Annotated in this window: 11 protein-coding genes and 1 pseudogene; 8 read left to right on the top strand and 4 right to left on the bottom strand. The window is 69.9% G+C overall.

The window, feature by feature from the left end:
* Nucleotides 1-390 precede the first annotated feature (390 nt).
* Nucleotides 391-3789, top strand: coding sequence for a CARDB domain-containing protein (locus ACFVQ0_RS00595; protein ID WP_390083136.1), 3399 nt, complete (start codon nucleotides 391-393; stop codon nucleotides 3787-3789).
* Nucleotides 3790-3915: 126 nt separating this feature from the next.
* Here ACFVQ0_RS00595 and ACFVQ0_RS00590 read toward each other — a convergent pair whose 3' ends face one another.
* Nucleotides 3916-4752 carry an alpha/beta fold hydrolase gene (locus ACFVQ0_RS00590; protein WP_390083134.1) on the bottom strand — a complete coding sequence of 279 codons (837 nt, stop codon included), beginning with the start codon at nucleotides 4750-4752 and terminating at the stop codon, nucleotides 3916-3918.
* Nucleotides 4749-5342, bottom strand: coding sequence for a TetR/AcrR family transcriptional regulator (locus tag ACFVQ0_RS00585; protein WP_390083132.1), 594 nt, complete (start codon nucleotides 5340-5342; stop codon nucleotides 4749-4751). The genes ACFVQ0_RS00590 and ACFVQ0_RS00585 overlap by 4 nt, the downstream gene beginning before the upstream one ends.
* 591 nt (nucleotides 5343-5933) lie before the next feature.
* On the opposite strand from ACFVQ0_RS00585, the gene ACFVQ0_RS00580 reads away from it, so the two are divergent.
* The 6 genes from ACFVQ0_RS00580 to ACFVQ0_RS00555 all read left to right on the top strand — a co-directional run bounded on the left by ACFVQ0_RS00580 (nucleotide 5934) and on the right by ACFVQ0_RS00555 (nucleotide 22101).
* On the top strand, nucleotides 5934-6767 hold the full coding sequence (locus ACFVQ0_RS00580) for a sterol desaturase family protein (protein WP_390085311.1): 834 nt from the start codon (nucleotides 5934-5936) through the stop codon (nucleotides 6765-6767).
* A gap of 93 nt (nucleotides 6768-6860) precedes the next feature.
* On the top strand, nucleotides 6861-16328 hold the full coding sequence (locus ACFVQ0_RS00575; protein WP_390083130.1) for an amino acid adenylation domain-containing protein: 9468 nt from the start codon (nucleotides 6861-6863) through the stop codon (nucleotides 16326-16328).
* The gene (locus tag ACFVQ0_RS00570) at nucleotides 16318-17994 is read left to right on the top strand and encodes a phytoene desaturase family protein (RefSeq protein WP_390083128.1); all 1677 of its coding nucleotides are present in this window, start codon (nucleotides 16318-16320) and stop codon (nucleotides 17992-17994) included. The genes ACFVQ0_RS00575 and ACFVQ0_RS00570 overlap by 11 nt, the downstream gene beginning before the upstream one ends.
* 59 nt (nucleotides 17995-18053) lie before the next feature.
* Nucleotides 18054-19739: a phytoene desaturase family protein gene (locus tag ACFVQ0_RS00565; RefSeq protein ID WP_390083126.1), complete on the top strand. Its 1686-nt coding sequence runs from the start codon at nucleotides 18054-18056 to the stop codon at nucleotides 19737-19739.
* Nucleotides 19736-20791 (top strand): MDR family NADP-dependent oxidoreductase, encoded by a 1056-nt coding sequence (locus ACFVQ0_RS00560; protein ID WP_390083124.1) that lies wholly within the window; start codon nucleotides 19736-19738, stop codon nucleotides 20789-20791. The genes ACFVQ0_RS00565 and ACFVQ0_RS00560 overlap by 4 nt, the downstream gene beginning before the upstream one ends.
* Nucleotides 20792-20949: 158 nt before the next feature.
* Nucleotides 20950-22101, top strand: coding sequence for a cytochrome P450 (locus ACFVQ0_RS00555; RefSeq protein WP_390085310.1), 1152 nt, complete (start codon nucleotides 20950-20952; stop codon nucleotides 22099-22101).
* 162 nt (nucleotides 22102-22263) lie between these two features.
* Here the strand turns inward: ACFVQ0_RS00555 and ACFVQ0_RS00550 are convergent, their stop codons facing one another.
* A complete protein-coding gene (locus ACFVQ0_RS00550) occupies nucleotides 22264-22704 on the bottom strand; it encodes a hypothetical protein (protein ID WP_390083123.1) in 441 nt (146 codons plus the stop codon).
* 456 nt (nucleotides 22705-23160) lie between these two features.
* On the opposite strand from ACFVQ0_RS00550, the pseudogene ACFVQ0_RS00545 reads away from it, so the two are divergent.
* A pseudogene (locus tag ACFVQ0_RS00545) lies at nucleotides 23161-24123 on the top strand (IS5 family transposase).
* 12 nt (nucleotides 24124-24135) lie between these two features.
* Here the strand turns inward: ACFVQ0_RS00545 and ACFVQ0_RS00540 are convergent.
* Nucleotides 24136-24549, bottom strand: a complete 414-nt coding sequence (locus ACFVQ0_RS00540) for an SgcJ/EcaC family oxidoreductase (RefSeq protein WP_390083121.1) — start codon at nucleotides 24547-24549, stop codon at nucleotides 24136-24138.
* Nucleotides 24550-24651 lie beyond the last annotated feature (102 nt).

Raw genomic sequence — 24651 nt, 5'->3', positions numbered from 1 at the left:
TCGCCGCTGGAGGAGGGGCCAGGCCTGACTCCGCTGGTCGGGACGGGAGTCGGCGCACCCCTGCCACTCCGCCCCGGCATCGCAAGGACAGGGCCTGTCGGTGGAAGGGGTGGCGAGAACCGTTGACAAAAGCGTGACCTGCTAGAAACCTGTCACCTCAACACCGCAAAAAATTGACCAGATCACTCAAAATACTAGGCAATGAGCGTGAGTTTCCCGGCAGGCGGCTCGCTCTCCCCTCTGCCGGCGTACCTGATCGTCCCTCCATCGGTGCACCGGCAGTCCACACCCCGGCCCTGACCGACCGCATGACGCACCACGCGTCGTGCGGTCGGTGACGCGTCGTCGTATGCCCTCCCGGTCCCGCGGCCCCACGGAACAGAGGACAGCATGAGATGGAAGCAATTCAGATGGCGGCTCCTCATCGGCGCGGTGACAGCCGCACTGATGACGGTCGGGATCCTGCCGGTCACGGCCTCTGCGGCCGTGCCGGGTCCCGACCTCGCTCTCGGTAAGCAGGCGACGGCCAGCGCTTCGAACGGTGCCTACGTGGCGTCGAACGTCACCGACGGCAGCCAGCAGACGTACTGGGAGAGCCCGGGGACGTTCCCGCAGTGGGTGCGGATCGACCTCGGGGCCCGGTTCGACGTCGACCAGGTGGTGCTGAAGCTGCCGAACACCTGGGAGGCGCGGACCCAGACGCTCGCCGTCCAGGGCAGCGGCGACGGCAGCAGCTTCAGCACGCTGTCGGCGTCGGCCGCCCGGGTGTTCACACCGTCGGCGGGCAACACCGTCACCATCGGCCTCACCGCGAAGCAGACGCGCTACATCCGGGTGCAGGTGACGGCCAACACCGGCTGGAACGCCGCACAGCTCTCCCAGGTGGAGGTCTACGGAGAGGACGGGGGCGACGACCCCGGCCCACCGGTGACCGTCGGTTCCAACCTGGCGCTGAACAAGCCGATCGAGGCCTCCTCGGCCACGCAGAACTTCGTGGCGGCCAACGCCAATGACGACAGGACCGGCACGTACTGGGAGTCGAACGGCTACCCCGCGACGCTCACGGTGAAGCTCGGCGCCGACGCCGATCTCGAAGCCGTCGTCGTCAAGCTCTCGCCCGACCAGGCCTGGGCGGCGCGCACCCAGGGTCTCCAGATCCTCGGCCGCTCCCAGTCCGCCACCGGCTTCACCTCGCTGAAGGACCGGGCCGACTACGCGTTCAGCCCGACCGGCAACGAGAACACGGTGACGATCCCGGTGACCGGCCGGTACGCGGACGTCCAGCTCAAGTTCTTCTCCAACACCGGCGCTCCCGGTGCCCAGGTCGCCGAGATACAGGTCGTCGGCACCGCCGCGCCCAACCCGGACCTGACCGTCTCCGAAGTGAAGTGGTCGCCCGCCTCGCCCTCCGAGAGCGACGACGTCACCGTGACCGCCACCGTACGCAACACGGGTACGGCGCCGGCCGCCGCGACGACGGTCGATGTCAGCCTGGAAGGAGTGGTGGCCGGCAGCGCGCCGGTGAGCGCCCTTGCCGCCGGTGCGTCGGACACCGTGTCCGTCGATGTCGGCAAGCGGCCGATGGGGACGTACAGCGTCTCGGCCGTGGTCGACCCGACCGACACGGTCATCGAGCAGGACAACACCAACAACAGCCGTACCGCCGCGTCGAAGCTCGTGGTCTCGCAGAGCCCCGGCCCCGACCTGGAGGTCGTCGGCATCACCTCCAGCCCGGCGAACCCCGCTGTGGGCTCCGCCGTCACGTTCACCGTGTCCGTACACAACCGGGGAACCACCGCGGTGAGCGCGTCGACAGTCACGCGTCTTCTCGTCGAGAGCACCACCCTGAACGGTACGACCGGCGCGATCCCCGCCGGAGCCACGGTCACCGTGCCGATCAGCGGGAGCTGGACCGCGAAGAGCGGTGGCGCGAACCTGACCGCGACCGCGGACGCGACCGGCGCGGTCGCCGAGACGAACGAGAACAACAACGTCTACTCCCGCGCCATCGTCGTCGGCCGGGGCGCCGCGGTTCCGTACACCGAGTACGAGGCGGAGAAGGGCGACTACCGGGGCACGTTGCTGACCTCCGACAAGAAGCGCACCTTCGGCCACACGAACTTCGCGACCGAGTCCTCCGGCCGCCAGTCCGTACGGCTCGACTCCACCGGTGAGTACGTCGAGGTCACCTCGACCGTCCCGTCCAATTCGATCGTGGTCCGCAACTCCGTCCCCGACGCCCCGGCCGGCGGAGGGGCGGAGGCCACGATCAGCCTCTACGTCAATGGCACCTTCGCCCGCAAGCTGACCCTCTCCTCCAAGCACAGCTGGCTCTACGGCGACACGGACAGCCCGGAGGGTCTGACCAACCGGCCGGGCGGTGATGCCCGCCGGCTGTTCGACGAGTCCAACGCGCTGCTGGGCCAGACCTACCCGGCGGGTACGAAGTTCCGGCTCCAGCGCGACGCGGGTGACTCGGCGTCCTTCTACATCATCGACCTCGTCGACCTGGAGCAGGTGGCACCGGCGATCGCACAGCCGGCCGGATGCACCTCGATCACCACCTACGGAGCCGTCCCGAACGACGGGATCGACGACGCGGACGCCATCCAGCGGGCCGTGACGGCGAACCAGAACGGTGAGATCGGCTGTGTGTGGATTCCGCCGGGGCAGTGGCGCCAGGAGCAGAAGATCCTCACCGACGACCCGCTGAACCGGGGTCAGTACAACCAGGTGGGCATCAGCGACGTCACGATCCGGGGCGCCGGGATGTGGCACTCGCAGCTGTACACGCTGACCGCGCCGCAGGACGCGGGCGGCATCAACCACCCGCACGAGGGGAACTTCGGGTTCGACATCGACGACAACACCAAGATCTCGGACATCGCGATCTTCGGCTCCGGCACCATCCGGGGCGGTGACGGCAACGCCGAGGGCGGCGTCGGCCTCAACGGCCGGTTCGGCAAGGACACCAAGATCACCAATGTGTGGCTGGAGCACGCGAACGTCGGCGTGTGGGTCGGCCGCGACTACGACAACATCCCGGACCTCTGGGGACCCGGTGACGGTGTCGAGTTCACCGGCATGCGGATTCGCAACACCTACGCGGACGGCATCAACTTCGCCAACGGGACCCGCAACTCGACGGTGTTCAACTCCTCGTTCAGGAACACCGGAGACGACTCGCTCGCCGTGTGGTCGAGCAAGTACGTGAAGAACCCGTCGGTGGACGTCGGCCACGACAACCACTTCCGCAACAACACGATCCAGCTGCCCTGGCGTGCCAACGGCATCGCGGTCTACGGCGGTTACGGCAACACGATCGAGAACAACATCGTCTCCGACACCATGAACTACCCCGGCATCATGCTGGCGACGGACCACGATCCGCTGCCGTTCTCCGGGGAGACGCTGATCGCCAACAACGAGCTCTTCCGTACCGGCGGGGCGTTCTGGGGCGAGGCCCAGGAGTTCGGCGCCATCACGCTGTTCGCGTCCGGTCAGGACATACCGGGTGTCACGATCCGGGACACCGACATCCATGACTCGACCTACGACGGGATCCAGTTCAAGTCGGGCGGCGGGTCCGTGCCCGGCGCGAAGATCTCGAACGTCCATATCGACAATTCCGTCAACGGGTCGGGAATCCTGGCCATGGGAGGGGCCAGGGGCAGCGCGACTCTGTCCGGTGTGACCATCAGCGGCTCGGCCGACGGCGACGTCGTGGTCGAACCCGGCTCACAGTTCGTCATCAACGGCAGCGCCGGTAAGGCGTCCGCCAAGAAGTAGCTCCGGTCCTCGCACCGGACACGACCCGGCCCGCGGCCGGCACACCCTCGTGGCGTGCCGGCCGCGGGTACGTGTGCCCGCAGCTGTCCGCCGCCATCACGCCCTGCCGCTGCCGCTGCCGCTGTCTCAGGTGCGGAGGGCTTGGCGGAGGTGTTCGCCGAACTCGGCGGGATGCGTGCTGAGCCCGGTGTGCCCGCCGGGGAAGTGCCGGAGTTCCGTGCCGAGGCGCTCGGCCAGGAAGGCGGCCGGACGGTAGGGCAGCTCACCGTGTGAGTCCCGGCCGCACGCCAGTACCAGCCGGTCCGACAGCTCTTCGAGCCGGTGGACGTCCGGTGCGTAGGACATGAACGCGGGCACGATGCGTCCGACGAAGTACGGGAGGTCCGCCATCGTCCGTTCGGCCCGCGCCGCCGCTTGCGGTGGCAGCTCGACCGCCGCGACCGGTTCGCCGGGGGCGCCGTCCTTCCTCAGCCCCGCCGCGAACGCCGCCATCGCCGGACCGAGCCCCTCCGTACGGAACGTCTCGGTGACGCGCGCGATGAGTGCGCGATGCGCGGGAGCGTCGGGGAGGACCTCGACCATCGGCGGCTCGTGCGCCACGACCCGTTCGACGGCCGAGGGGCGGACGGTGAGCAGATGTACGGCGGCGATCGCGCCGGAACTGCAGCCGAAGACACGGGCGGGCTCACCGGGGGAGAGCAGCCGCAGCAGGCGGAAGGCGTCGTCGGCGTGCTCGGCCACGTGCTGCCCGGCCCCGGGGTCGTCCAGCGTGCTGCGCGACATGCCGCGCGGGTCGTAGGTCGCGACGGTGTATTCGGCGGCCAGCTCGCCGGCGATCGGGTCGAAGGACGCGGCGCCGCCCGTCCCGCCGGGAATCAGCAGCAGGAGCGGTCCGTGGCCGCGTACCTCGTAGTGCAGGGTCGCGCCGTCCACGCGGAGGCTGCCGACTGTCGGTTCGGTCACGCGGGGTCGCCTTCCCGGGCCTGGGGCCAGTGTTCCAGCAGGGTGTGCAGGGCATCGAGCGCCCGCACCCACGAGTGCTGAGGTGAACGCGCGTGTCCGAAGCCGCCCGCGGCCTCCAAAGCGACGAAGCCGTGGAACGTGCTGCGCAGCAACCGGACCGCGTCCGTCAGGTCAGGCTCCGCGAGTCCGTAGCCGCGCAGCATGCCGTAGGTCAGCTCGACCGCGCGTCGTGGTCCGGGTGCCTTCGCGGCCAGTTCGGGATCGATGTCGATGGGGATCTGCGTCGCCGTGTAGCGGCCCGGATGCTCGTGGGCGTACTCGCGCCAGGCGTCCGCGAACGCGACCAGTGCGTCCCGGCCCGCCCGCCCGGCCGTCGCCTCCGCGATCCGCATGGTCTTCTCGTCCGCCGCGAGCAGGGCGATCCGGCCGCGCAGATCCTCAAGACCGCGGACATGCGTGTAGAGGCTCGCGTCCTTCACCCCGAGCCGCCGCGCCACCTGGGACATGGTCACCCGGTCGAGACCGACCTCGTCGGCCAGCTCCGCGCCCGCGATCGTCACCCGTTCGACTGTCAGTCCGGCCCGCACCATGCGTCCTCCCCAAGTTCCTAAGGGGTCTAGATATAACCTAGGGCTCCTAGGTACCGCAAGGGTGTCGCACGCCGGGTTCCCTGCCGCCGGGGCCGGTCGCCGCGAGCCCGGCGGGCGAGCATGAAAGAAACGAAAAGAATACTAAGTAACCCACATTGGCGACAGCGGGGCCTCTCCCTATTTCTTCCGGACCGAACGTCCGGTTCAATGAGTTGAAGATCAGTCGAGGCGCTCGGGGGGAATCTCATCAAGTCACCGGTCGAGGATTGAAGCCGCTGGAAGCGGACATGGATGTATCGGGTTCGTGCGGGGCGCCTTTCATGAGGTCACCGCATTGAATCAGCTCAAATTCTCGGCTACCCACATTCGCCCCTCAAGGGTGCGTGGGTGCTTGCCATTCAATTTCCGTACGCCCTGGGGCTTTCGGCTTCCCACTGAAGCCCGGCAGTCCTGGTTCCCCTTGCGGCGGCGCAGGTGGCGCGGTCGGTCAGCATTTCCACGGAGGTGTTTCGGGTGTACGAATACGAACGGCGCGCCGACGGCTGCATTCGGCCCGCGCGACGATTATCGACGAGGGTCCAGCCCCCGGAGATTCTCCGTTCTCTCGCTTATCCGCTGCTCCTGGCAGCCACCCTCTGCGTGGCCGCGAGTTCGCTGATCCTGCACTGGGATCCCGGCCGGGTCAGCCCGCTCTTCCTGATGGGCACTCTCATCTACCTCGCCGTACTGGAAAGGCTCATTCCGCACCGGCGCGACTGGCATCCCAGCCGGGCGGAATGGCGTTGGTACGGCGTCTACTTCCTCCTCACCATGGCCGCGAGCGCACTCGCACAGCTCGGGGTGACCACCGCGGTCGGGAGGATCGCACCGGCCGATCCGGCTCTCCCGCTCTGGGCCGAGATCCCGGCCGCCCTGCTGAGCGGTTCGCTGGCCAGCTACCTGGTACACCGACTGGGGCACGCCAACCCGCTGCTGTGGCGGCTGCACGGGGTGCACCACGTACCGCAGAAGGTCAACGTCGCGAACAACGGCGTCAACCACGTACTGGACATCGTCCTCGCCCAGGGCGCCGTCCAACTCACCCTGGCAGTGGCCGGATTCTCCAGTCGCTCGGTGCTCGCCACGGGCCTGTTCGTGGCCGCGCAGGGCTACTTCGTCCACGCCAACATCGACGTGCGCATCGGCAGGCTCAACCACGTCCTGGCCAGCCCCGAACAGCACCGTCTGCACCACAGCACCGATCTGTCCGAGGCAGGCCACTACGGCTCCGACCTTTCGTGCTGGGACCACCTCTTCGGGAGCTTCACCTGGCGGCCGGGGCGCGAGCCGGCCTCGGTCGGTCTCTGCGATCCCGCCTCCTTCCCCGGAACCGGCGAGATCCTCGGCAGCCTTCTCCACCCGTGGCGCCGTGCGAAGGGGGCCTGAGGCGAGACCGTCCGACCCCGGGGCCCTGCCCCGCACCACAGACTTCGGCGCTGCCTCCCGGCAGCGTGACCACCTGATGAGGAGTGTGCGAACTTGGCTGACGCGATCAATGACGCTTCTACGGGCAAAGTAGCGATCATCGGTATCGGCTGCCGCTTTCCCGGCGAGGCATCGGACCACCGGGCCTTCTGGCAGAACCTGCTGGACGGCAAGGACTGCGTCATCCCGACACCCGCGGACCGCTACGACGTCACCACCCTCGGGAGCGGCCACCGGGACAAGCCCGGCCGCCTCGTGGGCGGCAGGGGCGGATACATCGAGGGCTTCGACGAGTTCGAACCCGGCTTCTTCGGCATCAGCCCGCGCGAGGCCGATCACATGGACCCCCAGCAGCGCAAGCTCCTGGAGGTGGCCTGGGAGGCCCTGGAGGACGGCGGCCAACGGCCCGCCGAACTGGCGGGCAGTGACACGGCCGTCTACGTGGGAGCGTTCACGCTCGACTACAAGATCCTGCAGTTCGCCGATCTGGGCTTCGGGACACTCGCCGCTCACACCGCGACCGGCACGATGATGACGATGGTGTCGAACCGGATCTCGCACTCCTTCGACTTCCGCGGCCCCAGCCTCTCGGTCGACACCGCGTGCAGCTCGTCCCTGGTCGCCGTCCACCTCGCGTGCCAGAGCCTGAACAGAAGAGAGAGCGGTCTCGCGCTCGCGGGCGGAGTGCTCCTGCACATGGCACCGCAGTACACCATCGCGGAGACGAAGGGCGGATTCCTGTCGCCCGAGGGGCGTTCGCGCACCTTCGACGCCTCGGCCGACGGCTACGTACGTGCCGAGGGTGTCGGCCTCGTCGCGCTCAAGCGGCTGGATGACGCGCTGCGGGACGGGGACCCGATCCACGCGGTGATCGCCGGCACCGGAGTCAACCAGGACGGCCGGACCAACGGCATAACCGTTCCCAACGGAGAGGCCCAGGTCTCACTCGTGCGGCAGGTCTGCGCCGAGGCGGGCATCACCCCCGGTGATCTGCAGTACATGGAGGCGCACGGCACCTCGACACCGGTGGGTGACCCGATCGAGGCCAACGCCCTGTCCCGGGCGCTCGCCATCGGGCGCGCCCCCGGCGCCGCCTGCTACGTCGGCTCGGTGAAGGCCAACATCGGACACACGGAATCGGCCGCAGGCATCGCCGGGCTGATCAAGACCGCCCTCGCGCTCAAGCACCGCCGGATCCCGCCCCACATCAACCTCGAAAGGATCAACCCGGCCATCGACCGCGGCTCCTCGCCGTACGACATCCCCACCCGGGTCACGGACTGGCCCGAGCACGAGGGACCCGCGCGGGCGGGAGTGAACGCCTTCGGCTTCGGCGGGACCAACGCCCACGCGGTGCTGGAGGAGGCACCCGCGCACACAGCACGCGCCGAGAACCCCAGGCCCTCCCCGGACTCCCCGCCCGTCCTGCCACCACAGGAGCGCGGCTGGAGCATCCTGCCCCTGACCACACGGCACCCGGACGCCCTCCCGCAACTGGCGCGGGGCATCAGCGGCGAGCTCACCGCGGAGCACGGCCCCGCCGTCGCACTCGACGACCTCGGCCACACACTCGCCCACCGGCGCCAGCACCTCGAATCCCGTCTCTCCGTCGTCTACTCCTCCAGGGAATCCCTGGAGGAGGCGCTGGACACCTATCTGCGGGGCGAACCGCATCCCCGCGTGGCGCAAGGAAGGCAGCTGGACGCCCCGGACCGCCGACTCGTCTGGGTGTTCACCGGCATGGGCCCGCAGTGGTGGGCCATGGGCCGGGGCCTGCTGGCCAGTGAGCCGGTCTTCCGGGACGCGGTCACCGCGTGCGACCGGGAGATCCGGAAGATCGCCGGATGGTCCCTGATGGACGAGATGGCGGCCGACGAGAGCCGGTCGCGGATGGCGGAGACCTGGCTCGCGCAGCCCGCCAACTTCGCCGTGCAGATCGGTCTGGCGGCCCTGTGGCGTTCCTACGGCATCCAGCCGGACGCCGTGGTCGGACACAGCACCGGCGAGATCGCCGCCTTCTACGAAGCGGGCGTCTACACACTGGAGGACGCGGTCAAGATCGCCGTCCACCGCAGCCGGCTCCAGCACACCCTGGCCGGAACGGGCACCATGCTCGCCGTCGGGCTGCCGGAGGCCGAGGCCGATCGCCGGGTGCGCCCCTACGGCGACCTGATCTCCGTGGCCGCCGTCAACAGCCCCGCCTCGGTCACCCTGGCCGGGGACGGGACGGCGCTGGCCGCGCTCGCCGACGAGCTGCGCACCGAACAGGTCTTCACCAAGTTCCTCGCGGTGGAGGTGCCTTACCACAGCGCCGCCATGGACCGGATCAAGGACGAGCTCCTCACCGCGCTCGCCGGCATCGAGCCCCGCCCGGCGACGGTTCCCGTTCACCTGACGGGCCAGGAGGGCGTCGCGGAGGGCGTCGAGCTGGACGCCGGCTACTGGTGGAAGAACGTCCGCGACCGGGTGCGCTTCCACGCGGCCGTGGACCGGCTGGCAGACGACGGCCACCGGCTGTTCCTCGAAATCGGCCCCCACCCGGTCCTCGGACACGCCATCCGCGAATGCCTGGAGGCGAAGGGCCGCACGGGAGTCTCCGTGCCGTCGGTGCGCCGCGCTGAGGACGAGCCGGAGCGCTTCGCCCTGTCCCTGGCCACCCTGCACAACCACGGGTTCGACATCGCGTGGGACGTACTCCAGCCCGTGGGACGCACGGTCCCGCTGCCCCGCTACCCCTGGCGTCGTGACCGGCACTGGACGGAGCCGGGAGCCGTCGCACAGATCCGCCTCGGCCGGCTCGACCACCCCCTGCTGGGCCGCCGCACGGACCACACCGAACCGACCTGGCAGGCCCGGCTCGACACCGAGAGGCTGCCCTACCTGGCCGACCACCGCATCCAGGATTCCGTGGTCTTCCCCGCGGCCGGCTACCTGGAGATGGCCGCACAGGCCGTACGGGAGCTGACCGGGGGCACGGACGTCGTGCTGGCCGACATCGATCTGCGCAAGGCGCTCTTCCTGGCCGAGGACGACGCCCGCACGGTCCACCTCTCCGTGTCGCTGGAGGACGGCGGCTTCGTCGTCGCGTCCGCCGCTGCCGGGCCTGAGGCGGAGCGGGTGGTGCACGCCGGCGGAGTGCTCCGTACCGCGCAGCGCCGCTCGGCCGGACCACCGCTGCACGCGGACCCGATCAGGGAACGGTGCCCGCGCCGGCTGGACGGCCAGGAGTGCTACACCGCGCTGGCCGCGCTGGGCTATCAGTACGGTCCCGCCTTCCAGGCCATCGAGGAGGTCTGGATCGGCGCCGACGAGGTGCTGGCCCGGATCACTCCGCCCGCGGCGATCGGGAGCGGGGCCGCGAACCACCACATCCACCCGGTGCTGCTGGACGCCTGCTTCCAGACTCTGCTGACGCCGCAGCTGGCGACCGGGGAGACACAGGCGCCGGGCACCGGCATCCGGTTACCTCTGTCGCTCGACGAGATGAGCGTTTCCCCCGTGGGCGACCGCACCTTGTGGGTGCACGGCACGGTGCGCCGCCACGACGGGGACGCACTGGTGGGCGATCTCGCGCTGTACGCCGAGGACGGGACGGCGCTGGGCCGCATGCGGGGCTTCCGCGCGGCCGACGTGGAGAAGGCCTCGGGGGCCGTCTCCCGCAGCACCGTCGACTCCTGGCTCGCGGAACCCGTCTGGACCGACCGCCCCTGGCCGGCGGTCTCCGGAACAGCCTCCTCCGGAGCGGCGGCCGAGCCATCCGGCACCGGCGAGCCGCAGGACTGGCTCGTCCTGGCGGACAACGGGGGAGTGGGCGACGCCTTCGCGGAGCTGGTCACCGCGCGCGGCGACCGCTGCCGCACGGTACGGCTGGACGACGCGGACGACGCGGACGACGCGGACGAAGCGGACGACCGGCCGGGGCGGACCGGAGAACTGTCCGCCGCACCGGACTGCGCCGCCCGGCTGGAACAGCTCTTCACCGAACTGGACCGCGACGGTGTGGCCTTCCGGGGCACGGTCGTGCATCTGTGGAACCTGGACCAGCCCGGCATCGACGCCTCCGAACGCCAGGACCTGGTGCGGGCCGCCGACACCGGGGCCTACTCCCTGGTCGCGCTCGCCAGGATCCTGCTGGCCCGGCAGACCGGCGGACGGCTGCACGTGGTCACCCGAGGCGCCCAGCCCGTGTCACCCGGAGAGGCGCCCGAACCGCTCGGCGCGCCCGCCTGGGGCGTCACGCGGGTCCTCCGGCACCAGGAGCTGGCCGGACACCCCGGCAAGCTGATCGACCTCGACCCCGCACGGGAGCCCGGCGAAACCGGCGTCCGGGCGGACGCCGAGGCACTCCTGCGCGAGTTCCTCAGCGACGACGAGGAGGAGATCGGGCTGCGCGGCGACCGCCGGGCGACCAGCCGCATCCGGCCAGCCGAAGGACTGAGCAGGCCGCTGCCGCTGCGCCTGCGGGCGGACGGAAGCTATCTCGTCACCGGGGCGTTCGGCGCCCTGGGCCGGCTGCTGTGCCGGACACTGGTGAAGCGCGGTGCCCGCCGGCTCATCCTGATGAGCCGGACCCCCGTACCCGGCCGGGACGCCTGGCAGGAGACCGACCCGGCAACGGCGCAGGGCAGGGCCGTGGCCCTCCTCAGGGAGCTGGAGGCCGCAGGCGCGCAGACGGTCCTCGCGCCGGTCGACGTGACCGACGAACACGCGCTGACCGGCTGGCTCGACGAGCACCGGCGGGGCGGTGCACCGCCCGTACGCGGCGTGTTCCACCTCGCGGGGCAGGTGCGGGACAAGCTGGTCCCGGACATGGACCGCCCCACGTTCGACGCGGTGCTCGACCCGAAGGCCGTGGGGGCGTACCTGCTGGACAAGCACCTGCGGGACGAACCGCTCGAACACTTCGTCCTCTTCGCCTCGATCGCCTCACTGCTGACGACCGCGGGCCAGACCAACTACGCCGCGGGCAACGCCTTTCTGGACGCGCTGGCACATCGGCGGCGTGCGCGGGGCCTGCCGGCACTGAGCCTCGACTGGGGCCCCTGGGCCACCGGAATGATCGAGGAACTGGGCCTGGTCGACCACTACCTCCACAGCCGGGGCATGAGCTCGCTGTCCCCGGAAGCCGGGATGAGCGTCCTGGAACGCGTCATCGGACAGGACCGGGCACAGCTGCTCGTCGCCACGGTCGTCGACTGGCAGACCTTCCTGGCCTGGTACGACTCCCCGCCGCCGCTGGTCACCGAACTGGCCGCGGCCGCCCGGGAACACGCCGTGGAGGAGGGCGGCGGACTCCTCGACGCCTTCCGCGAGGCGGGCGAGGCGGACCGCCGCCGTCTGGTGACCGACCGGTTCACGGCGATCACCGCCACCGTCCTTCGCACCGCGCCGCACGAGATCGACCCAGCGGCCGGGCTCACCGGGCTGGGGCTGGACTCGCTGCTCGCGATGGAGCTGCGCGCCAGGACACAGGCCGATCTCGGAATCGCCCTGCCCGTGGTCGCCCTGCTGAGCGGTACCTCCGTGGAGGAACTGGCCGGGAGGCTGTACGACGGCCTGACCGAACGGGTCGCGGCCGGCAGCGCCGGGGAGGGTGACGCCACGGCCGTGGAGGTGTACACGGACGAGCTGAGCCATCCCCTGACCCAGAACCAGAAGGCGCTCTGGTTCCTCAAGCAGCTCAACCCCGACGGCTACGCGTACAACATCGGCGGCGCCGTGGAGGTGCGCGCCGAAATCGAACCCGAGCTGATGTTCGAGGCGGTGCGCAGGCTCGTCGCGCGCCATCCGGCGCTGCGCGCCAACTTCCACCTGGAGGAAGGCCTGCCGGTGCAGCGCACGACCTCCGGCACGGAGCCCGACCTCGGCCTGTTCGACGTCCAGGGCCAGGACTGGGAGGACATCCGGCACACGATCATCCGCGAGTACCGCAAACCGTACGACCTCGAACGCGACCCGCTCGTGCGGTTCCGGCTGTTCAAACGCGGGCCGAGCCGCTGGGTCATCATGAAGGCCGTCCACCACATCGTCTCGGACGCGATCTCCACGTTCACCTTCATCGAGGAACTGCTCGCCGTGTACGAGGCGCTGAAGCAGGGCCGGGAACCCGCGCTGCCGCCCGTCGGTGCCCGCTACCTGGACTTCCTCAACCAGCAGAACCGGTTCCTGGCGGGACCCGAAGCGGGCGGAATGCTCGACTACTGGCGCTCCCACCTGCCCGCGGAGGTCCCGCTCCTGGACCTGCCGGTGGACCGGCCCCGACCTGCCGTGCAGACGCACAACGGCGCCTCCGAGTTCTTCGTGCTCGACGAGGAGCTCAGCGCCCGGGTCCACGCGCTGGCACAGGAGCACGGCGTGACGCCGTTCATGGTGCTGCTCAGCGCCTACTACATCCTGCTGCACCGCTACTCGGGCCAGGACCACGTCATCGTCGGCAGCCCGGTGACCGGCCGCACCCACCAGGAGTTCTCCTCGGTCTACGGCTACTTCGTCAACCCGCTGCCGCTGCACGCGGACCTGTCCGAGGGCCCCACGGTCGCGGAGCTGCTGGAGCAGGTCCGCAGGACGGTCCTCAACGGCCTGGACAACCAGGAGTACCCGTTCGTCCTGCTGGTCGAGGAGCTGGGTCTCCAGCACGACCCCAGCCGCTCGGCCGTGTTCCAGGCGATGTTCATCCTGCTCACCCACAAGGTCGCCACCGAGCAGTACGGCTACCGCCTGGAGTACATCGAACTGCCTGAAGAGGAAGGGCAGTTCGACATCACCCTGTCGGTCTACGAGGACGAGGCGGAGGGACGCTTCCACTGCGTCCTCAAGTACAACACCGATCTCTTCCTGCCCCGGACCGTCCGCCGCATGGCCGCTCACTACGCCCAGCTGCTCGACAGCATGACGCGTGCACCCGCCGGACTGCCCACCCCGAGGCTGGAGATGCTCGGAGCCCAGGAGCGCGAGCGACTGGTCACCGACTGGAGCGGCTCCTCCCGGCTGCCGGCCGTCGCCGGACGGGAACCCGGCCGTGACCGGGCCGTCCACCAGCTGATCGGAGACATCGCCCGCGCCCAGCCCGAAGCCGTCGCCGTCTCCGTGCCGGACCTGCGGGGTCCCACGGAACACCTCACGTACGGAGAGCTCGACCGCAGGGCCGATGCCAGGGCCCGGCGGCTGCGCGAGCTGGGCGTGACACGGGGTTCCGTCGTCGGGCTGTGCCTCGACAAGTCACCGGAGCTCGTCGTCACCCTCCTCGCGGTGCTCAGGGCGGGCGGCGCCTACCTGCCGGTCCACCCCGACCAGCCCGCGGAGCGCGTCGCCCATGTCCTGGGCGTCGCTCAGGCCGCCCTCATCGTCGTCGACGAGACGCGCGCCGCCTGGGCCGAGAGCCTGCCCGCCACCGTGCTGACCCCGGCGGGGCTGCGCGCCACGGAGACCGAGGGACCCGCGCCGCAGGAGGCCACCGACCTCGACGCGCCCGCCTACGTCATCAACACCTCGGGGTCCACCGGCCGTCCCAAGGCCGTCCGGGTCAGCCATCGCAGCCTCGCCTCGGCGTACGCGGCATGGTCCGGGGAGTACCGGCTTGCGGACGCGGCACGCGTCCACCTCCAGATGGCCGAGCCCTCGTTCGACGTGTTCACCGGCGACCTGGTCCGCGCCCTGTGCTCCGGCGGCCGGCTGGTGCTGGCCGACCGGGACCTGATCTTCGACACGACCCGGCTGTACCGCACGATGCGGGCGGAACGGGTCGACTGCGCGGAGTTCGTCCCCGCCGTAGTACGGGGCCTGATGGACCACTGCGAGCGTGCCGGCGAACGGCTCGACTTCATGAGCCTGCTGGTGGTCGGCTCCGACGCGTGGAAGGTGGCGGAGTACGAGCGGCTGCGCGGGCTGTGCGGCCCCGGCACCAGGGTCATCAACTCCTACGGTGTCACCGAGGCGACCATCGACAGCGCCTTCTTCGAAGGGCCTGCCGACGGCCTCGAACCAGGTCTCATGGTGCCGATCGGCCGCCCGCTGGCCAACAGCACCCTCCATGTCCTGGACGAGCACGGCGAACCCGTCCCGCCCGGCGTGCCGGGCGAGCTGTGGATCGGCGGCGAGGGCGTCGCGCTCGGATACGCCGGTGACCCGGAGCAGACGGCGGACCGCTTCGTGACGCGGCAGCTGAGCCGCGAGCCGGGCGCCGCACCGGTACGGCTGTACCGGACGGGCGACGTGGCCCGCTGGGACACGCACGGCCGGATGCACCTGCTCGGACGCAGCGACCACCAGGTCAAGCTGCGCGGCCACCGGATCGAGGTCGCCGAGATCGAATCGCATCTGGCGGACTGGCCGGGCCTCGCCCGCGCCGTGGTGGCCGTCCGCCCCGACGCGGCCGGGGAACCGACCCTCTGCGCGTACTGCGTACCGGAGCCGGGCCGGACACTGGACCGGCGGGCCGTCCGCCGCCATCTCGCGGGAGCCGTACCGGCCTTCATGGTGCCCTCCCACGTCGTCGAGCTGCCGGAACTGCCGCTCACCGCGCACGGAAAGGTGGATGTCGCCGCGCTCCCGGTACCGGCCGGGGCGGACAGGCAGCAGTCCTACGAAGCACCGGTGACCCTCTACGAACACAGCATGGCCCGGCACTGGGAGGCGCTGCTCGGGATGGACCGGGCGGGGCTCGGGGACGACTTCTTCGAATCCGGCGGAAGCTCGATCAAGCTGATCGAGCTTCTCCACCACCTGCGGACGGAGTTCGGCATCGGCGTCCCGGTCAGCCGGCTGTACCAGGCCACGACCCTGCACGGCATGGCCGCGGCCGTGGAGGACCTCGTCAACAACACGACCGCGGAGGAGCTGCCGTACCTCACCTTCAACCCCGGACCGGGACAGCCCGTCTTCTGCTTCCCCCCGGCCGGCGGCCACGCGCTCGTCTACCGGGGCTTCGCGGCGCAGCTCCTCACCTATCCGATCGTCGCGTTCAACTATGTGCCCGGTGACGACAAGGTCACCCGGTACGCGGACCTGGTGGAGTCCGTCGAGCCCGAGGGCCCCTGCCGGCTGCTCGGGTACTCGCTGGGCGGCAACCTCGCGTTCGAGGTCGCCAAGGAGCTCGAATCACGCGGGCGCGAGGTCTCCCACGTCGTCGTGCTGGACTCCCGGCGCATCCTGGAGACGTACGAACCGGGCGAGGAGGGCGTCAGGATCTTCGAGGCGGAGCTGGGCAGGCATCTGTACCAGCACACCGGCTCAGAGATCGTCGCCGAGACCGTCCTGGAGCACGCGGCCGAGTATGTGGGCTTCTGCGGCAGAACCCCCAACACCGGAACGGTGGCGGCCTCGGTCGGCGTCGTCACCGACGAGGAGAAGGCGGGCCTCTACGCCGTCGGTGCCCCTGGCACGTGGCACGGCAGCTCCACCGGCGGGACCCACGTCCTGCGGGGCTCCGGGACACACGCCGACATGCTCGACCCGAAACACCTCCCGCGCAACGCCGCCCTGGTACGCGCCCTTCTCACGGGGGACGCCGACCATGCCGGATGAGGACGACTGGGACAGCCCGCACCGGACACCCGGCAGCGCGCCCCGCGTCATCGTCATCGGCGCGGGCGTGGCAGGCCTGTCCACGGGCTGCTACGCGCAGATGAGCGGGATGCGGACCCGCATCTTCGAGAAACACGTGCTGCCCGGCGGATGCTGCACGGCCTGGTCCCGCGACGGCTACCTCTTCGACTACTGCATCGAGTGGCTGATCGGCACCGCCGCGGGCAACGACGCCAACCAGGTCTGGCGCGAGCTGGGCGCGCTCGACGGCAAGACCGTCAGGAACTTCGAACTGTTCAACAAGGTCGTCGACGAGGACGGCAGGTCGGTGACCTTCTGGAACGACCCGGCCCGGCTGGAGGAACACCTGCTGCGCGTATCGCCCGCCGACGCACGGCTGATCCGTTCCTTCTGCCGTGACCTGAGGAGGTTCACGGAGATCGAGCTCTACCCGTTCCTGACCGCACCGGCCCTGCGGACCGTCCGGGAGCGGGCGGCGACACTGCGCACCGTACTGCCGGCGTTCCGCCTCTTCTGGCGCACCGCCGCCACCCCGATGCACCGGTTCGCGGACCGGTTCGAGGACCCGCTGCTGCGCAGAGCCTTCCGGAACATCTTCTTCCAGGACCCGGAGGGCTTCCCCCTGCTCCCGTACCTGTTCAACATGGCCAGCGCCTACCACGGCAACGCGGGCTTCCCGCAGGGCGGTTCGCTCGGCCTCGCCCGCTCCGTGGAGGAGCGGTACACCGGGCTCGGAGGGACGGTGACCTACCGCGCCCGTACCGAGCGGGTGCTGGTGGACAGCGGCCGGGCCGTCGGCATCGAGCTGCGCAACGGCAGGCGCTACTACGCCGATCACATCGTGTCCGCCGCCGACGGGCACACCACCGTCTACGAGCTGCTGGGAGGCAGATACACCGGCCAGAGGATCGACAAGCTCTACACCGAACTGCTGGAACGCCCGGGAACGCTGTTCCCCGCCGTGGTCTCCGCGTTCGTCGGCGTCCATGGCGATCTCCCCGCCGGGGACGCCCACAGCACCACGTACCTGCTGCGGCCAGAGGAGGCCGCCGAACTGCCCGGCGCACTCCAGAACAGCCTGGTGGTCCAGTTGCGCTCGCGCTACTCCGACGGCTTCGCACCGCCGGGCAAGTCCGTGGTCCACTGCACCTACTTCAGCGACTACACCTACTGGAAGGCGCTGCGCCAGAGCGACCGCAAGGCCTACTGGGCGCAGAAGCGCAAGGTGGCCGACTTCGTACGGCGGTTCCTGGGGCGGCTCTGGCCGGGCACGGCCAAGCGGATCGACCTGGTGGACGTGGCCTCACCGGCGACGACCCGGCGCTACACCGGAAACCACAACGGCTCGATCCTGGCCTGGAAGGCGTTCTCCGACGCCGACGACGTCTCCGCGGGCCTGGTCGGCAAGGACCGGATGCGGCTGCCCGGACTCAGCGGGTTCTCCATGGCCGGTCAGTGGGTCGGCATGGGCGGCCTGATCCGTGCCGCCTCCACCGGCCGCTTCGCCACCCAGTACCTGTGCGCGGAGCTGGGCCTTCCGTTCAAGGCCTGGGAGAGCGGCGGCACCGCCCCCTGGCACCCGGACAGGCTGGGCAAGCTGCCCCAGCTCGACCGGTGGTCCTCCAAGGAGGGAACCGGCGCGTGAGGACAGAGAGGAGTCAGACGAAGAGGTCCGCGGCGCGGGAGCCGCGCGACAGACAGACCATGATCATTATCGGTGCCGGGCTCGGCGGCCTCTCCACCGGCTGCTACGCGCAGATGAACGGCTACCGCTCCCAGGTACTGGAGATGCACGAGATCCCAGGAGGGTGCTGCACCGCCTGGGAACGCGGCGACTTCACCCTGGACGCCTGCGTCAGCTGGATGCTCGGCAGCGGCCCCGGCAACGAGATGCACCAGATCTGGCTGGAGCTCGGCGCGCTCCAGGGCAAGGAGGTGCGCCACTTCGACGTCTTCAACATCGTGCGGGGGCAGGACGGCAGGGCGGTCTACTTCTACTCCGACCCGGACCGGCTGCAGGACCATCTCACCGAACTCTCGCCCGCCGACGCGAAGCAGATCAGAGAGTTCTGCCGCCAGCTGCGCTCCTTCCGCAAGGCGCTGGCCGTCTACCCGTTCCTCAAACCGGTGGGACTGATGGGGCGGGTGGAGCGATGGCGCATGCTGGCGTCGTTCGTCCCGTACTTCAACGCCGTGCGCAAGTCGATCTCGGTGCTGATGTCGGAGTACTCGGCCCGGTTCAAGGACCCGCTGCTGCGAGAGGCGTTCAACTTCGTCCTGTACGAGAAGCACCCGGCGTTCCCCGTACTGCCGACCCACTTCCAGCTCGCCTCGCACGCCAACCTCTCCGCGGGCGTCCCCGAAGGCGGCTCGCTAGGCCTGGCCGAGTCGATCGAGCAGCGCTACCTGAGGCTCGGCGGCCGGGTCACGTACAACACCAAGGTCGAGGAGGTGCTCGTCGAGGACGACCGGGCGGTCGGCGTCCGGCTCAGCGACGGCCGGGAACTGCGCGCGGACATCATCGTGTCCGCCTGCGACGGACCCACCACGATGATGAAACTCCTGAAGGGCCGCTATCTGAACGACGCCTACCGACGGCTCTACACCGAGACCCTCAACGAACCGGGCATGGTCTTCCCCGGCTACTTCACTCTCTTCCTGGGTCTGAAACGGCCCTTCCCGGAGGGCGAACCGTGCACCACCTACCTGCTGGACGAGGCGCAGGCGGCCGAGCTGACCGGCATCCGCCACCGCAGCATCAACGTCCAGTTCCGCAGCCGCCACTACCCCGAGCTCTCGCCGGACGGGACGACCATCGTCTACGCCACCTACTTCTGCGACATCGCCCCCTGGCGGGCCCTGGACGAAGGCCCGGAACAGATCACCCGGAGCCGCGGCGGCCAGGAGCTCCACACCCTCCCCGTGCGGCACGGCCGCGGCTACTACGCGGCCAAACGGCGGGCACGCACGGCGCTCGTGAAGTTCCTGGAGGAGCGGTACCCCGGCCTGGAGGACGCCATCGCGGTACGTGACGTGTCCAGCCCCCTCACCCAGGTCAGGTACACCGGCAACCACGACGGGACGGTCCTTGGATGGCAACCGTTCGTGGAGAGCGGCGAGACCCTGGAGGAGCTCATCAAGAAGCACGGCCCCGGGCTCCCGGGCCTGGAGAACTTCTACCTGTCCGGTGTCTGGGCGACCACGGGCGGACTGATCCGCGCGGCCGCGGCGGGCCGGCACGTCATGCAGTTCGTCTGCCGCGACGACCGCAGGGCGTTCACCGCCTCCCTCGATGAGACCCGGCCGCCGCCGACCCATCTCGTCATTCCGGTCGGGGGGCTCCCCGCGGCCCGGTCCGGATCCACCCGTGTGGAACAGGAGCAGAAGTGAAGATCAAGGAGTGGGTCGTCCGTGAACACGTCGAGGGCACTCCCGACGTGGACCGGATCTACGAGAAGGTCGTCCGCGACATCGACGTGGACCTCGCACCCGACGAGATGCTGCTCAAAACGCTCTACGTCTCGGTCGATCCCTACCTCCAGGGCATCGCTCTGGACACCCCGCTGGGCGGGCACATGGGCGCCGACTCGATCATGGAGGTGCTCGATGCCGGACCGCGCGCGGCGCACCGGCCCGGCGATCTCGTGCAGGGCTTCGGCGGCTGGCGCTCCCATCTGATCAGTTCCGGCGAGGAATCCCTCTGGCAGACGGGGACCTTCCCGATGGTCTTCCCCGCCTTCCGCCGGCTCGACCCGAGCTGGTACGACGACGCGCTGCCCCTGGCGACGGCACTGAGCGCGATGGGCGGTCCGGGCATGACCGCCTGGGGCACACTCGCCACGTTCCTCGACGCCGGACCGGGGGACACGATGGTGATCAGCGGCGCCTCCGGCGCGGTGGGGACGCTGGTCGGCCAGCTCGCGCGGATCGCGGGCGCCCGGGTGGTCGGCACGACGTCGAGCCCGCAGAAGGCGGAGTACCTGTCGCGGCTGGGGTTCGACGAAGTCGTCCTCTACCGGCAGGGCGACAGTGCCGACAGCGTGCGGGAGGCGCTCGCACGGGCGGCTCCGGACGGCGTGGACCGCTACTTCGACAACCTCGGCGGTGCCGTGACCGACGTGGTCTTCTCCCTGCTCAACGTCGGCAGCCAGGTAGCGGTGTGCTGGCAGTGGGCGACCCAGGTCGGCCGCGACGCGGTGGGACCCCGGCTCCTTCCGTACATCATGTTCCCGCGAGCCACCGTGCGCGGGATCTTCTCCCTGGAGTGGTTCACCGAAGAGAACTGGAAGACGCTCCACACCGAGCTGGGCGAACGGGTCCGGCGGGGCGAGGTGGTCTGCGACCACACCGTTCACTACGGCTTCGACCGCATTCCCGCAGCCTACGGGAGTCTCTACCACGACCGAGGGGCCAACCTCGGGAAGGTGCTGGTCGAGTTGTGACCGCCCGGCCGGCCCCCCCCGCCGTCCCCCTTCCCCGGCCCGGCCTTCCACTCGTCCGCTGTCCTGTCGAACACACACAGCCAGGAGGTACCTTGTCCACCGCAGTCAGCACCGCCAGCAGTGCCGGTCCCGAACCGCTGTTGGCGCCGCTCCACCGCATGGAGTTCGGCACCCCGGGCCCGCCGCGGCTCACCGAGCTCACGGACGGCTCGCCGGCCTGGCTGGTCAGCCGGTATCCCGATGTCAAACAGGTACTCAGCGACAGCCGGTTCGGCCGTGCCGAGCTGTACGCGCCGGACGGGCCCTCCGTCACCCAGTCGCCGGGGCTGGTCAACGACCCGGACCTGATGTTCAACCAGGACGGCCCCGACCACCTGCGACTGCGCCGCACCCTGCGCCGCGCGTTCACTCCGCGAGCGGTCGCCAGGTGGCAGCCCTGGATCGCGGCGATCGTCGAACAGCTGCTGGACGGACTGGCGCGGGGCGAAGGCCAGGTGGACATCGTCGCGGAGTTCACGCTGCCGTTGCCGGTGGCCGTGATCAGCCGGCTGATGGGGCTGGACGAGTCCGCGCGGGAGCGGATGCGGCACTGGAGCGACCACGCCTTCACGGACGGCTCCCGCAGCGGTGACGAAGTGGGCGCCGCCATGGCCGAGTTCTCCGAGTTCGGCGCACAGCTCCTGGCGGCACGGCGGCGTGAACCCGGGGTCGATCTGGTGAGCGGCCTGGTACGGGCCGCCGATGAGGAGGGAGGAATCCCAGAGGCGCAACTGGTCAGCCTGGTCTGCGGGCTGGTGGTCGGCGGACACGACAGCACGATGACCATGCTCGGCAACTCGCTCCTCTACCTGCTCACCGAGAGGCTGGAGGCCTGGCCGCTCCTCGCGGCCTCCGAGGAGGAGGCCGGCACGCTCGCCGACCGCCTGCTCCACCTGATCCCCCTGGGCGACGACCGGGGAAGCACCCGCCGCGCCACCGAGGACGTCGAGGTCGGTGGCGTACTGATCCCGGCCGGAGCGGTCGTCCTGGCGGACTGCGGCACGGCCAACCGCGACCCCGCCGTCTTTCCGCCGAGCACGGCGGACAACCTGTTCGCACCCATGGAGGCCCCCACCCTGTCGTTCGGCGCCGGCCCGCACTACTGCCTGGGCGCCTGGCTGGCCCGGACGGAACTCCAACTGGCCCTGCACCGCCTGGCGGCCAGGTTCCCGGAGCTCCGGCTGTCCCAACCGCCGGAGTCCGTCCACTGGCGGGTCGGCACCACCTCGCGCAGCCCGGAACGCCTGCTGGTGACCTGGCCACGGACGTAGCCGCTGCGGCCGCCCCCGCCTCAGGCAGGTGGGCCACTCAGGAAGAGCGCACGAGGTCGGTGACCGGGAACGAAACGGTGTCCTGGGCGGGGCGGGGGAGATGGGCAGCGGTGTGGAAATGGCCGTCCGTCTCTTTCTCCCGGGGGTCCTTGCCGTCCGACGTCACCGACTCGCGGCGAACCGCCGCTCCTGCGGACCGGTGAAGCGGCGCTGTACGAACGTGTGGGGGACGGCCTTCTCCGTGACCAGTCCGAAGGACTCCAGGCACTCCGCGACGGGCCGGTAGGAGCCGGGGCAGCACCAGCGACGCCACCCAGACCGAGCTCCAGCCGCTTCCGGAAGCGGCCGGTAGGTCCGCGAGGACGGGAAGTTGGCGCCGCCGGTGACCGTGATCAGTCGGACCCGCCGTGCCGCGCGCAGCAGGGCGGCCGAGGCCGGCGCGACCTCCAGGTTCTCCCCGAACGCCTCGTCCAGCAGGCCCACCTCGCGTGCGTAGGCGACGGTGTTGGACGCCGCGTCCAGGCCGAACATGGGGGCCGCGTCCGCGCGGCGGCTGGCGCCGTAGAACTCGCGTTCCCAGTCGGACAGTTCGCCAGTGGTCATCGCGGCGGCCCGGGTGAGGTGCGGTGGTCGTACAGGTCGACTCGTCTGCCGCCACCGGTGGCTTTGCCTTGAGGAGGGCCTCTGACCTGCGTCAGAGGCCCTTCCTGGTCTTTCAGTAGGTTGCTGCTTTGGGCGACATAAAGTCCCTGAAAAGCCCTGGAGCGAAGGGCGCATGACGTCTCTGAGCTGGGTCAGGTCGATGTGAAGTCAGGCTGTCGCTCTGCCGTGGAGGTAGGCGGTGGTCTGCGGCCGAGTGTGCGTGGTCTGGGGCTGGTGCGCTCGTCATGCGTAGGTCACGGGTCCTCGGCAACGGATACCAGATGGTTACGGCTGACCTGTTGAAGTTGCCGGGCCTGGAGCGCCCGCAGGCAGGTGGAGATCAGAGTGACGACGGAAGTGAGCGGCACGGTCTCGCCGCTTGGAGGCGTCGACCGGTCGATGTGCTGACTTCGGCCTGTGCGACGGCGGGACCCGAGCCATGTCCGGGGCCCGCCGTCGTCGCTCACGCGAGCTGTTGATCAGTGGAAAGCCAGAGTGGATCCGTTCCTGCCGGTCAGCAACAGACGTTGCTGCCGGTGGCGGGATCACCTGCAGGTGATCGACGGGATTCTGCACCGGGTGCGGACCGGCGTTCAGTGGCGGGACCTGCCCGAACGGTTCGGCCCGTGGAAGACGGTCTATGAACGCCACCGCCTGTGGTCGGCCGACGGGACCTGGGAACGCCTGCTCCAGCAGGTCCAGGCCGATGCCGCAGGCGAGATCGACTGGGGCATCTCCGTCGACTCCACCATCGTGCGGGCACATCAGCATGCCGCCGACGCCCGCACCGAACCACCGCCGGTCCCCGTCTCAAAGGGGGACACGGCGGCAGAACACCAGGGCGAAACGCCATGGCAGAGCCTTGTCGCCCGCCTGGCGGAGGTGGTGCAGGAAGTGAGGGCCGGGGCCGCTCGCGGGGCGGGTTCACCACGAAGCCCTACCTCAGTGCGGACTGCCGCTGTCGCCCGCTTTCCCTGATCGTCACACCGGGACAGCGGGCGGACTGCACGCAGTTCAGGCACGTGCTGGAGAAGATTCGCGTCCCACGGACGGACCGGGCAGAGCGCGCAGGAAGCCTGACAGCCCCGCGGCACAGATGGCATACGGCCACGGCTCGTGCCGCGAGTATCTGCGGCGCCGGGGCATCCGGCACGCGATCCCGGAGAAGACAGACAGCAGGGCCGCCCGCCGCGCAAAGGCTCACGCGGCGGGCGGCCGCCCGGCTTCGACGAGGAGCGGTACAAGAAACGCAACACCGTCGAACGGGCTATCAATCGGTTGCAGCAGTACAGGGCGGTGGCCACCCGCTACGACAAGCGCCGTTACATCCATCTCGGCATCGCCACTGCGGCAGCCCTCGCGATCTGGCCCCGAACATGAACGACAGGCAAGCTAGTCGGTGACCACCGGCGTGTTCTGGCAGGCGGTCATCAGCCAGCGGCCGTCGGCCTGCTTCGAGAGCACGTACAGCGGGGCACCCTCGCTCTCCTCGCCCGGGGTCAGGTAACGCTGACGGACCTTGACTGCCGCGACGTCGGGGCGGATGAAGAGCACGTGGACCACCTCGTAGGTGACCTTGCCGTCCCAGCTTGCCGTGGGGAGGGTCTTGCGGGTGAATTCCGAGATCATGTCGAGGCCGATGAGGACCTTGCCGTGGGCCGTCGTCCAGATCGCGTCAGGGTGGAAGAGGCTGAGGAACTCTTCGGGGTCCTTGTTCTGCTGGGAGTGCTCGACGGTCGCGACGAGCCGGTCGATCGCTTCGATGTCTGCCGCGTGGGATGTGGATTCTGTGGTCATGTGGATCATCGTCATACCTCAAGCGCGATTGAGGTCAAGCGTGTGATCACATGGAGATGTGAGGGTGACCGGACATCTGGCGCGGTTCCGGCACAAGCTGCCCGGGGAATC

The sequence above is a fragment of the Streptomyces sp. NPDC057900 genome (assembly GCF_042887885.1).
In the GTDB taxonomy this organism is placed as follows: domain Bacteria; phylum Actinomycetota; class Actinomycetes; order Streptomycetales; family Streptomycetaceae; genus Streptomyces.
The sequence above is the reverse complement of the archived record's forward strand: the minus strand, read 5'-3'. Positions and strand labels throughout refer to the sequence as shown.

Excerpts from the sequence above, each read along its gene's own strand:
- ACFVQ0_RS00540 (WP_390083121.1), bottom strand. The coding sequence starts at position 24,549 with ATGATCCACATGACCACAGAATCCACATCCCACGCGGCAGACATCGAA.
- ACFVQ0_RS00565 (WP_390083126.1), top strand. The coding sequence starts at position 18,054 with ATGATCATTATCGGTGCCGGGCTCGGCGGCCTCTCCACCGGCTGCTAC.
- ACFVQ0_RS00550 (WP_390083123.1), bottom strand. The coding sequence starts at position 22,704 with ATGACCACTGGCGAACTGTCCGACTGGGAACGCGAGTTCTACGGCGCC.
- ACFVQ0_RS00585 (WP_390083132.1), bottom strand. The coding sequence starts at position 5,342 with ATGGTGCGGGCCGGACTGACAGTCGAACGGGTGACGATCGCGGGCGCG.
- ACFVQ0_RS00555 (WP_390085310.1), top strand. The coding sequence starts at position 20,950 with ATGGAGTTCGGCACCCCGGGCCCGCCGCGGCTCACCGAGCTCACGGAC.
- ACFVQ0_RS00595 (WP_390083136.1), top strand. The coding sequence starts at position 391 with ATGAGATGGAAGCAATTCAGATGGCGGCTCCTCATCGGCGCGGTGACA.
- ACFVQ0_RS00570 (WP_390083128.1), top strand. The coding sequence starts at position 16,318 with ATGCCGGATGAGGACGACTGGGACAGCCCGCACCGGACACCCGGCAGC.